The 12,550-nt window shown below is 59.0% G+C and carries 9 protein-coding genes; 3 read left to right on the forward strand and 6 right to left on the reverse strand.

Annotated features, from left to right (window positions below; translation table 11 throughout):
- Nucleotides 1–108: 108 nt before the first annotated feature.
- The gene (locus BFX80_RS10160; RefSeq protein ID WP_240499530.1) at nt 109–2,526 is read right to left on the reverse strand and encodes a DNA polymerase II; all 2,418 of its coding nucleotides are present in this window, start codon (nt 2,524–2,526) and stop codon (nt 109–111) included.
- A 289-nt stretch (nt 2,527–2,815) separates the two neighbouring features.
- Between BFX80_RS10160 and BFX80_RS10165 the strand changes: the two genes are divergently transcribed.
- The 3 genes from BFX80_RS10165 (at nt 2,816) to BFX80_RS10175 (ending at nt 6,857) form a co-directional block, all read left to right on the forward strand.
- Complete coding sequence (locus BFX80_RS10165; protein ID WP_084208784.1) at nt 2,816–4,207, forward strand: bifunctional diguanylate cyclase/phosphodiesterase; 1,392 nt, start codon at nt 2,816–2,818, stop codon at nt 4,205–4,207.
- Nucleotides 4,208–4,414: 207 nt separating this feature from the next.
- Nucleotides 4,415–5,506: a GlxA family transcriptional regulator gene (locus tag BFX80_RS10170; RefSeq protein WP_240499531.1), complete on the forward strand. Its 1,092-nt coding sequence runs from the start codon at nt 4,415–4,417 to the stop codon at nt 5,504–5,506.
- A gap of 127 nt (nt 5,507–5,633) precedes the next feature.
- A complete protein-coding gene (locus BFX80_RS10175; protein WP_084208785.1) occupies nt 5,634–6,857 on the forward strand; it encodes a TauD/TfdA family dioxygenase in 1,224 nt (407 codons plus the stop codon).
- 85 nt (nt 6,858–6,942) lie between these two features.
- On the opposite strand, the gene BFX80_RS10180 is transcribed toward BFX80_RS10175, so the two are convergent.
- The 5 genes from BFX80_RS10180 to BFX80_RS10200 form a co-directional block, all read right to left on the reverse strand.
- A complete protein-coding gene (locus tag BFX80_RS10180; protein ID WP_084209733.1) occupies nt 6,943–7,647 on the reverse strand; it encodes a c-type cytochrome in 705 nt (234 codons plus the stop codon).
- 202 nt (nt 7,648–7,849) lie between these two features.
- Nucleotides 7,850–8,632 carry a copper resistance protein B gene (locus tag BFX80_RS10185; RefSeq protein ID WP_077376829.1) on the reverse strand — a complete coding sequence of 261 codons (783 nt, stop codon included), beginning with the start codon at nt 8,630–8,632 and terminating at the stop codon, nt 7,850–7,852.
- Between the two features lie 9 nt (nt 8,633–8,641).
- Nucleotides 8,642–10,474 carry a copper resistance system multicopper oxidase gene (locus tag BFX80_RS10190; protein WP_157109522.1) on the reverse strand — a complete coding sequence of 611 codons (1,833 nt, stop codon included), beginning with the start codon at nt 10,472–10,474 and terminating at the stop codon, nt 8,642–8,644.
- Between the two features lie 84 nt (nt 10,475–10,558).
- Entirely contained in the window at nt 10,559–11,893 is a 1,335-nt protein-coding gene (locus BFX80_RS10195) for an ATP-binding protein (RefSeq protein ID WP_084208787.1), read from the reverse strand.
- Nucleotides 11,871–12,545, reverse strand: coding sequence for a response regulator (locus tag BFX80_RS10200; RefSeq protein ID WP_077376839.1), 675 nt, complete (start codon nt 12,543–12,545; stop codon nt 11,871–11,873). Before BFX80_RS10200 ends, BFX80_RS10195 begins: the two co-directional genes overlap by 23 nt.
- Between the last annotated feature and the right edge of the window lie 5 nt (nt 12,546–12,550).

Genomic DNA, 12,550 nt, shown 5'->3' on the forward strand with positions numbered 1-12,550 from the left:
ACAGCGGTAGGTGCCGTCGCGCGATCCTGCTCTCTGCACCTGTCCCCGCGAGGACCGCCCCCGCTCATGGCGCTCGGCGGTCACGGGCCACTCAAGTGGCCGTGAGTCTCACCATAGCGTCATCTGGCGATCCAGCAGACGATCGAAATCATCCTTCACGAACGGAAGAATGCCATCGGCAACGGGCTTGAGCTGACGACTCAGATAATGCTCCACATCGATGGGAGAGCGCAGGTACTCGACAGGCTCCGGCCCGGCAGTGGTCATCACGTAGCGAATCCAGCCGCCACGCTGGTAACGCAACGGCAGGCCGCGCCTACGATTCTCGTCATCCGCCAGACGCGCTGCCCGCACATGCGGGGGCACGTTGCGCTGATAGTCATCCAGACGTCGCCGCAGGCGCTTGCGATAGATCAGCGCATCCACGTCAGAGTGGCTGTCAGTCCCTTGAGCATGGCGCTGCAGAGACTCCTGCACGTAGCGCTTGAGATACTCCTGGTAGGGGCTTCCCTCGAAGATGCGGCGATAGAGGCCTTGCTGGAATACCTTGGCCAGCGGCGTCCAGTCGGAGCGCACGGACTCGAGCCCCTTGAACACCAGCTCGCTCTCACCTCCCTCCCCCATCTGCCGGAGGCCTGCATAGCGCTTCTTGCTGCCCTCCTCTGCTCCCCGGATGGTGGGCATCAGAAAACGCTGATAATGGGTCTCGAACTGGAGCTCCAGAGCACTGTCGAGCCCCAGACTGTCCTTGAGATGCCGCTGCCACCAGGCGGTGACGTGGGCGGCCAGTTCACGGCCGATCTCACCGGCCTCCTCCTCCGTGTGCGCCTCGCCAAGCCAGACGAAGGTGGAGTCGGTGTCACCGTAGATCACGGTGTAGCCGCGCGCTTCGATCAACGCCACCGTCTGCTGGATGATCTGATGGCCACGCCGTGTGATCGAGGAGGCCAGACGCGGGTCGAAGAATCGGCAACCGCGTGAGCCCAGCACGCCATAGAAGGCGTTCATGATGATCTTGAGCGCTTGCGTCAGCGGCACATCGCCTGCCGCCCGGGCGGCGTCCCGCGCCTGCCATATCTCCGCGACGATGGCGGGCAGACAATGCTTGTCACGCGAGAACCGCGCACCGAGAAACCCCGGGACGCTTTGGCCCAACGACACATCCTCCGACTCATGCAACCCTTCGATGAGCCCCAGCGGGTCGATCAGGAAGGTCCGGATGATGGAGGGATACAGGCTCTTGAAATCCAGCACCAGCACCGAGTCGTAGAGTCCGGGCAGGGAGTCCATCACGAAGCCGCCGGGACTGTCCTCCCCCACCACATCTCCCAGATTGGGCGCGACCTTGCCGAGTCGATGCAGGCGCGGCAGATAAAGGTGGGTGAAGGCCGCCACCGAGCCACCGCTGCGGTCGGCCTCAAGTCCGGTGACACTGGCCCGCGCCAGCAGAAATTCCATCAGCCGCGTCCGCTCGAAGATACGCGTGACCAGCTCGCAATCCTTGAGGTTGTAGCGCGCCAGCGACGGTTTGTCCTCGGCGAACATGCGCAGGATCTCGTCCAGACGGGAATAGGGATCATCGATGGCCTTGCCTTCCTGCAACAGCTCACGCGAGACATTCTCGAGGCTGAACGACTCGAAATGCCAGAATGCCGACTTGAGCGCCTCGATGCCGTCCACCACCCACCGGCCGGGAATCTCGGCGAAATAGTGCTCCGCCTGACGCGAATGCGCTCGCCACTGCATCGTGCTGCCATCGCGCCCCAGGCGCAGAGGCAGATTCTCGGCCTCCGAGAGCCGCACCAACATGCGCAGATCGAACTGGATGACATTCCAGCCGATGATGACGTCCGGATCGTGGCGTGCCACCCAGTCGATCAGGCACTGCAGCAATTCACGCCGGCTGTCCCGATACTCGAGCCCGAAATCGCATCGGGCAGTCGTCTCACCGTTCGCCGGGCCCAGCATGTAGACCTGACGCTGGCCGCAGCCTTCAAGCGCGATGGAATACAGATTGCCCCGGGCATCGGTCTCGATGTCCAGCGATGCCCAACGCAGGGGGGGACGGTAGCCGTCAAGCGGCATGAGGCGTGCATTGTGCAGACTGCCATCGGCGTGACGCTCACCACGCGCCGTGACGCCCGCCGTGATGAAGCGCTCCATCAGATAGCGATCAGGCGGACGGACATCCGCCTCATAGACGTCGACACCGATCGCTTTCAAACGACGTGCCAGCTGCCCCAACGTGCGGTATTCGCGACAGTAAAGCCCCACCACCGGTCGATGATGAAAGTCTTCCAGTGCCAACGGGCGCAACTCGGCCCCGGGCTGGAAGCGGACCAGAGTCTGCGCCAGCACCTGCTGTTCAGCTGGCAGGAAAGCGACCACCTCCTGGGGCTGAGTCTGGACTCGCATCCCGCCATCCTCGGTACGAATCCAGACGCTGATCACGACACCTTCCGGCGTATCCCGCCAGTGTCGCGTCATCACGAAGCCCTGATGAGCCGTGGTGGGAGTCGCTTTCACGCCTGTGTCCGGCTCGAGGTCATCCTGGCGAGTGGACGGTTGGGGGGAACCTGACGATACGGCCTCTGGCACTGCAATACCCTTACGTTGAATATACGAATGCCGAGCGGGATGAGATCAAGACGCGACTGCATCCCCATACGTTAAGATGAATTCAGTAACGTGCAACAGCCGTCGCGACGCCACTGCTTGATGACGGTAACGTCCGTGCCTTCCCAGCGATGTGAATGACGACTGCGGCAAGGAATGCCCCTCCCAAGATACCGGCACGACTCAAGGAGCATGCGTCATGCAACGCTTTGAGATGATTCAAACCCTGCTGGGCCAGATGCTTGGCCAGATCGACGATATCATCTTGCTTGCGGATGATCAGCGACACATCACCTACATGAACGACAGCGCGGTAAAGGCATTCGGCTATCCGCGTGACGTGCTGATCGGCCAGCAGACACGCATACTGTATGCCTCCAACGATGAATTCGAGCGCCAGGGCACGAGACAATTCCGAACCGATGCCCTGCCCCCCAGGGAGGGGCGGGTCATTCGCTATCGACGTCAGGATGGCAGCTTCTTCTATGGCGAGACACTCGGCGGCCCCATCAAGGACCCGTCCAGCGACAACACCTTCATGTTCGGCCTGATCCGCGATGTCTCTCGTCGCGTGACAGCAGAGCACACCCTGCACCGACTCCACGCCATCACCTCTTCTCGCCAGCTGTCCTTCAATGATCGCATTGATGAACTCCTGAAACTGGGATGTGCCCACTTTGGCCTGCCCATCGGTATCTTCAGCCGCATCACGGATGGTGATTACGTCGTCCAGCGTGCCTGCCATCCGGAAGACCTGCTGGCACCGGGACTGAGTTTCTCTCTCAGCGATACCTACTGTGATCACGTCTACAAGGCCGATAGCGTACAAGCCTTCCACCATGTGGCAAGCAGCGAGATCAGAAACCATCCCTGCTACTCCAACTTCAATCTGGAAGCCTACATCGGCGCGCCGGTGATCGTGGATGGAGAACGCTACGGTACCTTCAACTTCTCGAGCCCCGATCCGGTGAAACCCTTCACTTCGCAGGATATCGAGCTGGTGCGTCTCATCGCACTGTGGGCCGGACATGAAGTCGCGCGTGCCAATGACATCAATGCTCTGAAGGAAGCCCATCAGGCGCTCGAGAAGGTCGCGATCACTGACCCGCTGACCGGCCTTTACAACCGACGTCATGCTCAGAAAGTGCTGGAGGAGAGCATCACCGCGCTGTCGACTTCCCAGGTCGACCAACCATTGTGCGTCGCATTGCTGGACTTCGATCACTTCAAGAAGATCAACGACAACTACGGCCATGACGCCGGTGACCTTGCCTTGCAGCAGCTGGGTGTCCTCGCCGAGGACATTCTGCTGCCCGGGGATACTCTCGCCCGCTGGGGAGGTGAGGAATTTCTGGCCATCCTGCCCAATTCACTGCTCAGCGACTCTGCCACACGCATCAATACGCTGCGTCAGCGCATGAAGGACAGTGTCGTGGAGCACGCTGGACAACGCCTGCCACTGTCATTGAGCATCGGACTTACCTGTCTTGCACCCAGCGAGCGTGCCACGCGCGAGCAGCTCATCGCTCGCGCGGACGAGGCCATGTACGCCGCCAAGGAAGATGGGCGGAACTGCCTCAGAATGGTGTGACAGAACGTCTTGCTGCCTGCCTTCACGCCATACGGGCCCGAGATTACACTCGGGCCTCTTGTTTCCCGCCAACCGCCCTCCCCCTGATGACCCGCGAGCGATCGAGCGGGGATTGGCTGACGCCTCGCACTCTGCCAGCGAACAGGCTAATGTCATGGGGTTCGACTCGATGCCAAGCCACCCGACGCCTTCATTGCCAGAGCGTTCATGTCATCACACGACTCCCATGCCTCCTCTCCTGATTCCCGCAGCGCCGTCGGCCTGGCGGAAGATGGCGTTCTGTCAGCGCAGCCCACCGGCATCGCGCCCCTGACGGCAGCGCTCGCCTCGCCGACTCAGCACGAGCGCCACCAACTGGGCATCTTCCTGCTGCCGGGCTTCGCGATGGTCGCGCTGTTCTCGATGATCGAACCGCTGCGCATCGCCAATCGCCTGCGCGGGACACGCCTGTATCAGTGGACACTCGCCAGTCAGGATGGCGCACCGGTCAAGGCCTCCAACGGCATGGTCCTGCCGGTGGACACGGCACGTGACGAGCTCCCCTCGGTGGACAAGCTGGTCGTATGTACCAGCTTTGCCCCGGAAGCCTATCTGGAAGATCGCACTCTCCAATGGCTTGAGCAGCGCTCCCGCAGCGGCTGCCAGCTCGGGGGCGTGGACACCGGCTGCTTCGTGCTGGCACGTGCAGGCCTGCTGACGGGCAAGACGGTCACATTGCACTGGGAGAGCCTGCCGGAATTCACCCAACGCTTCGATGAGGTGGATGCCGTGGAGTCTCTCTATGAAATCAGTGATGACGGTTTCTTCTGCGCCGGAGGCAGCGCCCCGCTGGACATGAGTCTGGAGCTGATCCGCCGCCAGCATGGCCAGACGCTCTATCAGGCGGTACGCGAACAGTTGATTCTCGATCAGGGACGACTGCCCGCCAGCCGGCAGCGCGGCCTCAGTCAACAATCGGCAGACCTGGCAGATCCGCTGCTCAGACGTGCCATCACGCGCATGGAAAACACCCTGGAGGCGCCACTCAGCATCGAGGCACTGGCCGAGGAGCTCGGGCTCTCATGGCGTCAGCTGGAGCGGCGCTTCCAGCAAGGGCTGGGATGCACGCCTCAGGCCTATCAGGGAGAACGTCGCCTGCTGCATGCGCGCACTCTGCTTCATGACACCCGCCACGGCATCACCGATATCGCCCTGGCCTGCGGATTCACATCGCACTCGAGCTTCACCCGCGCCTTTCGTCGCCGCTTCGGGATCACCCCGACACAGGCACGACGCCAGCCACCGCGTCCCGTCTCATGAGCTGACACGCCACGCGCCCACCAGATGTCGAATTGGGCACAGATGGTGTCGAATTGAGCACAGAAGACACCTACATGGACTGCCATTCTGTCGGGGAACTGATCACCGACAGAAGGAAGGACTCTCCATGGCGCTCCCGATGACACCCGACTACGACAGCTGGCCGATTGACGAGACTCTCGTGAAGGTCACCCACGAAGCGCGCTATCTCAGCGTGAGCTGGAGCGACGGACGCGTCAGTCGTTTCCACAGTGTCTGGTTGCGCGAGAACGCCGCGGATGACACCACCATCAATCCAGCGACACGCGAACGCATACTGGATCTCTCCCAGCTGCCAGCATGGCCGGAGATCGCCAAGGCCAGCATCGATGAGGACGGTGCGCTCAGCGTGCTGTTCACGCCGGAAGACCGCCGCCTGCGCTTCCACCCGGGCTTCCTGCGTGCCAATGATTACGACAACCAGAGTGTCTTGCCGCCAGAACTGCCGCCGCTTGCTCTCTGGCATGGTGAACAGCTGGAACAGCCCCCGACCATCGACGCCGCCCGCCTGGCCAGTGCCGAGCATGGCAGCCAGCAGGAGTCCGAGATCCTCAATCCGGCCCTGCACGAGCTGCTCGGCAAGGGACTGGTGCGTCTGCGTAATCTGCCGGCGGAGTCCGGCGCCCTGGAGAAGGTCGCCGAGCGCATCGGCTCGATCCGCACCACCAACTTCGGTCACCTCTTCAATGTCCGCGCGATCCAGAACCCGGACTCCAACGCCTACACCTCCATCGCGCTGCCACCGCATGTAGACTTGCCGACCCGGGAATACCAGCCGGGCCTGCAGTGTCTGCATTGCATCGAGAACAGCGTGGAAGGCGGCATGGCGGTGATGATGGATGGCTTCGCCATCGCCACGGCACTGAAGGAAGAACACCCAGAGGCCTATGAGACCCTCATCACGGTGCACTGGCGTTACGCCAATACCTCGCGCAATACCGATCACGTCTGGCATTCACCAATGATCGTGCTGGGCCAGGCGGGAGAGCTGCTGGAAGTGCGGATCGCCGACTTCCTGCGGGGCCCGATGATGGCACCGTTCGAGCAGACCGAAATCGCCTACGACGCCCTGATGACACTGCAGCGCATGCTGCGTGAGCCGCGCTCCGCCCTGCGCTTCACCTACGCGCCAGGTGACCTTGTCATCTTCGACAATCGCCGCCTGCTGCACGCCCGCGATGCCTTCGAAGGCGACAGCGGCAGCCGCTGGCTGCAGGGCTGCTACCTGGAGCGTGACGAGGTGCGCTCTCGCTACCGCATGCTCAAGCGTGCCGAGCGCGCGGAGCGGGTCGAGGCAACGCCTACGGTCTGATACTCGAACATCAAGATGGCGTAAAGAAATGGCAGCCCCGAAAGTTTCCATACAAGCCTGGGGCTGCCCAGTATCGCACGCGATTTCAATGTTGATGCTCCTGATCATGCGCGGCGTGAGAATGACCATCTGCATCACCGTTGCTTTTCAGACCATGACTTTCCTGAGCAGGGCTTTCCTGCAAAGCATCATGATGCCCATCATCATGGGGTAACTCTCCAACCCCATCAGCATGGTGCGATGACTGCGATAGCGTAGTCTCACCTCCGCCATGTTGATGACCATCACTTGCTGCCACAAGGGCCGTATAACGCGCAGCACTCATGTCAGGAAGTTCTTCCATGAAAGCGACCATCTGCCAGATGTACTCATCCTGCATGCTCTGCCCCCATGCCGGCATTCCGCTGGCTTTTATCCCATGCTTGATGACCCAGAAACGCTCATGAGGCTCACCGCTCATGGTAGATGCTGCGAAATTCGGGGGACTGGGATAAAGCCCCCTACTGAGTTCTGTCTCTGACATACCAGGTGCCAGATGGCAGGAGGCGCACATCGAGGCATAATTGCCTGCACCGGCGACAATCATGGCTTCATCATCAAGCAGGGGAGCCTGGATAGCACTGGAGTGGAACTCGATGGAGCGATCACGCGCCGTTTCAAATACTTCGTACACCCAACCCCAGTGCGGGTCATCCGCGGCCACACTGATGACCCCGGAATAAACCGCCCCCGCACCAAGAGTTGCCAGCATCATCAACGTCAGCCACATTCCCCATAGCATTTTTTTCATGTCATATCCCTTGGTCAAGCAAGCATATTCAATGAACAGATCGTCTGACACCATGCAGACAATGGGGCCTTGCCTCGTCATGCTTCCTGAAATTCAGGAAAGGCGCAGTATCCAATCATGAGCAGGTCTTCACGAATGCCACGAATGCTGGTCACCGTCGCGGAGGCGTAACCTGATGACTGAACACCGCCGCCAGCGTGCTTCAGAACATCATGCGGATCCCAATCACGATACCCGTATCTTCTACCGTCTCGCTTTCCTCACGCCGCATATCAGCAGTTTCGCCATACTCCCGCTGCCAATACATACCTACATAAGGAGCTACTCTACGAGTCACCTCATAGCGAGCACGCAAGCCGATTCGCACAGAATTGAGACCCGATCCGATAGCCTGTTGTCTGGATTCATTGGCAGCAAGGACGATTTCACTACGTGGCTGTAGATACCAGCGCTGCGTCAGGCGTATATCATGTTCAAGTTCCAGACTGGCAGTGACGATGCCTCCCTCTCGATATTGGACTGCTGCATCCGTCTCGATTCTGTAGGGTGCAGTCCCTTGAAGCCCGAAGACCCCATACACGCTTTCATCATGATCATCACTGAGTACGCCGCCCTGATAGCCACCTCCAATCTGAAACTCCCAGAAATCGGCAATCAGGCGACTATAAAGAAGCTCAAGTGACTCAAACTCGGCGTCTTCGCCATCGCCCTGGGTATTTTCCCCTTCTGACTTGAGATAGACACGATGGGTATCTCCGCCATACCAGGCCTGAAAATCCCATACCAGTGAGTCCTCGCCCTTATTCGGAAGGCTATATTCCAGGCGATCGAATGCTGCACTCCACTGGAGATGTTCTGCCATGGGTGATGGCCATGACTGCGGGGCATCATAGCCATCCTGAGCGAACGCTTGAGAGACACCAGCACTGGAGAACAGAAACGCCGTCACGCTGGCAAGACGAAATGAATGATGACTGATTGACATGATGACTCCTCAAGAAACCTTTACGACACGGAACATACCTGCGTCCATGTGATACAGAAGATGGCAATGGAAAGCCCAGCTACCTTCTGCATCTGCAGTGATCAACGCTGACACTCGCTCACCCGGTTTGACATTCAAGGTATGTTTGCGAGGAATCAGATCTCCTTGACCATTCTCCAACTCCATCCACATGCCGTGCAGGTGTATGGGATGTTCCATCATGGTGTCATTGATCAGGATGAGCCGAAGTCGCTCATCTTTCTTGAAGTGAATCGGGCCATTGACTTCACTGAACTTCTTGCCATCGAAGGACCACATATAGCGCTCCATGTTGCCGGTCAGATGCAGCTCCATCTCGCGCGTGGGGCCACGTCTGTCCGGCCAGGGCGCATGGGCCTTGAGGTCCTGATAGACCAATACACGACGCAGCGATTGATCCAGACCGATGCCTGCCTGGTCGTAACGAGCCCCCTGCTGAACAGCACCCGCCATCAGCATGCCATCCTTGGCTACATCGGCTTGCAGGCCCGTCATCTTCGAATGATCCATGCCTGCCATCTGCGAATGGTCCATACCGGCCATCTTCGAATGATCCATACCTGCCATCTGCGAATGGTCCATGCCTGCCATCTTCGAATGTTCCATACCTGCCATCTGCGAATGGTCCATGCCGGCCATCTGCGAATGATCCATACCCGCATGAGCGCCCATGGCCTCCATCCCGCGATCAGCGATCTGTCGTCGTTCAGGTACGGGCGCCTCCATCCCGGGGCGAGGTGCCAGCGTGGCTCGCGCGTAGCCACTGCGGTCCATGGCTTCGGCGAAGATGGTGTACGCCTTGTCGTCTTCCGGTGTCACCAGCACATCGTAGGCTTCCGCCACGGCAATGCGGAACTCATCCACTTCTACCGGTTGCACTGGCTGGCCATCTGCAGCGACCACGGTCATCTTCAAACCTGGAATACGTAAATCGAAGTAACTCATTGCCGAGCCATTGACGACACGCAGACGTACGGTTTCCCCACGCTTGAAGAGCGCGGTCCAATTTTCCTCAGGCGATTGACCATTGAGTAGATACGTATAGGTGCTGCCGGTGACATCCGCGATATCCCGCGAACTCATGCGCATCTCAGCCCACATGCTGCGTGCCTCGATCGTCTCTACCAGCCCTCTACGCCGCACATCCGCAAAGAAATCAGCGACAGTCCGCTCCTGGAAGTTGTAATACCCCTCCATGGTCTTGAGATTGCGAAAGACTGTCTTGGGATCTTCAAACGTCCAGTCAGTGAGCAGCAGGACATGCTCACGATCATATGTGAAGGCTTCGGGAGTCGCTGAATCGATGATCAGGGGCCCAGCATGGCCTTCCTGCTCCTGAAGGCCTGAATGGCTGTGATACCAGTAGGTACCGCTCTGCGTGACAGGAAACCGATAGGTAAAGGTCTCGCCTGGTGCGATTCCCGCGAAGCTGATACCCGGCACGCCGTCCATTTCCGGGGGAAGTATGATGCCATGCCAATGGATGGAGGTCGGCTCATCCATCAGGTTCGTCACCTTGATGACAGCATCCTGCCCCTCTTTCAAACGCACCATGGGGCCCGGGCTGCTGCCATTGATCGTGATGGGACGCGCGAACTGCCCGTCGATGTCGAAATCTTCACGACGAATGACAAGCGAGACTTCGGGGCCATGCACAACCCCTTGGGAATACGTTGATGTTCGCCCCCAGGGATTGGCCCAGGCAGGTGCCACCCCAAGTGCCATTGTGCCAAGCCCCAGGGCAGAACCTCCCTTCAGCAATTGACGACGAGATACAGAGAAATCAGACGTTCCTGATGCCATGGCCATTGTTGCCCCCGGGTCATGAATGATAAGTCATGACATGGATGAAGCCACGGCAAGCTGAAACGAACCTGAATGAAGAGACTATTTACGTGTTGGCAGATGCACGTTGACTCTCAATCCCCCTGCTGCTCCTGATGAGTAGCTCACGCAACCCGCGTATTGCTTGACGAGATGCGAAAGAATGGAGAGCCCCAACCCATAACCTGGGTAAGTTTCGTCCTGTCGCCATCCACGCTCGCCAAGATGGGCCAGTTGTTCCTGCGGCACCCCAGGACCATCATCCTCAATACAGAGTACGACCTGGTCACTCTCTACCGTCACTCGGCATTGCACCTGATTGACAGACCACTTGCCCGCATTATCCAGCAATATCCCGAGCATTTCGGTGAAATCCTGTGTCTCGACATTCACCCAGCTATCCGCATGCTCATTAGATACGCCCAGACACTCCAGCAAGAAGGTGCGCTGCGGATAGAGTCCCTGGAACATCTCGATCAATCGCCCGGCCTCTTCAGCAGGGCGCGTGGTCTGGCCCGCACGTGGGCCAGCAATACGGGCTCGCCTGAGTTCGGCCTCCAGCTGGGAGTGTATCGCTTCGACACGTTGCAGCATCTTGCCACGACGTACCTCATTGATCGGGCGTGTGCCCCGCAACACCTGCGTCAATGCCGCCAGAGGTGTCTTTAGAGCATGGGACAGGTTGGCGACGGACTCTCGTGAGCGAGTCAGACGGCGATCAAATTCATCCAGCAGCTTATTGAGCTGTGACACCAGCGTATCCAGCTCCGACGGCACCGTGAGGACAATCCGCTTTCGATGGCCGGTTTGGAGTTCACTCAACTGGTGACGCAAGCCACTCAAGGGCTTGAGACCCCGTCTTACCGCCAGCAGATTGAGTGACACGAGAATTCCCCACAACAACAAGGCGCTGGCACCAATCCACCAATGAACTCGGGTCAAGCCCTTCTCCACTGGCGAGAAATTCTCGGCAATCAACAATTGCACCCGTTGCCCGCGCAGATCAAAGCCATAACGATAGGCCAACATAGGCTGCTGCTGCAGCTGATGCATGAACAACGCATCCCCCTTGCCCTCAAGCAAAGGAAGCATCTCCATCGGCATGGCAGGAAGCGAAGTACTGACCTCGTTCCCGACTCGCAACACATAGAAATGATGAAAGCTCAGAGACTCCTCGCGTGCCGCCACCATGAGCTGGGCAACAGGACGCTCATCTTTCTTGAGCAAGGTGACGATGTGAGATGCCTCATCCTTGAGACGCTCACCAAGAAAATCCTTCGCCAGCTCGTGCAGAAAGACCCCATGCAGATACCAGGCAAACAACACTACAGCGAGGGATGCCCCTCCCAGGCGTGTCAGCAGACGAAAACGAAGGCTACGACGATCGATGTGAAACAAGCAGGTACCCCTGTCCGCGACGGGTCTGTATCAAGTCCTTGCCCACGCGGCGGCGAAGACGAGCGATATAGACTTCCACCAGATTGGGTGCAGCGGCATCCTGCTCCAGTGCATAGAGCTGATCCAGCAACTGCACTTTGGAATGCACTCTGTCTGGATGATGCATGAGGTAGCGCAGCAAACGGAATTCGGTAGCCGTCAAGGTCGACCAATCCTCGCCGTCGCAACGGACACGTTGCGACTCCTCATCCAGCTGAATCCCGCTGACCTCAAGATACGTATGGCCTCCCCCTTGGCGACGCCGAAGCAGCGCATGAAGTCGCGCCAGCAACTCGGCTTCATGAAATGGCTTGGTCAGATAATCATCTGCCCCGCTGCGCAACCCCACAACCTTGTCCTCCCAGGTATCACGTGCCGTAAGAATCAGCACGGGAATATCCACGTGAGACTGTCGCCAGCGTTTCAGCAACTCCAACCCCGAACCATCCGGAAGCCCGAGATCCAGAACGACCAATGCATACTGTTCCGTCGCCATGAAAGCCTGTGCTTCATGCAGACTCGTGGAGACATCCAGTCGATAGCCATTATCTTCCAGTAGTTCAGCGAGGCTTTCTGCCAGCAGGTCATCATCCTCAAGCAACAACAGCTTCATGCCTA

Source organism: Cobetia marina, from assembly GCF_001720485.1.
Classification (GTDB): Bacteria; Pseudomonadota; Gammaproteobacteria; order Pseudomonadales; family Halomonadaceae; genus Cobetia; species Cobetia marina.

Coding starts and splice junctions, on each gene's coding strand:
- BFX80_RS10175 (WP_084208785.1), top strand. CDS start 5,634: ATGGCGCTCCCGATGACACCCGACTACGACAGCTGGCCGATTGACGAG.
- BFX80_RS10185 (WP_077376829.1), bottom strand. CDS start 8,632: ATGTCAATCAGTCATCATTCATTTCGTCTTGCCAGCGTGACGGCGTTT.
- BFX80_RS10165 (WP_084208784.1), top strand. CDS start 2,816: ATGCAACGCTTTGAGATGATTCAAACCCTGCTGGGCCAGATGCTTGGC.
- BFX80_RS10180 (WP_084209733.1), bottom strand. CDS start 7,647: ATGAAAAAAATGCTATGGGGAATGTGGCTGACGTTGATGATGCTGGCA.
- BFX80_RS10170 (WP_240499531.1), top strand. CDS start 4,415: ATGTCATCACACGACTCCCATGCCTCCTCTCCTGATTCCCGCAGCGCC.
- BFX80_RS10190 (WP_157109522.1), bottom strand. CDS start 10,474: ATGGCATCAGGAACGTCTGATTTCTCTGTATCTCGTCGTCAATTGCTG.
- BFX80_RS10200 (WP_077376839.1), bottom strand. CDS start 12,545: ATGAAGCTGTTGTTGCTTGAGGATGATGACCTGCTGGCAGAAAGCCTC.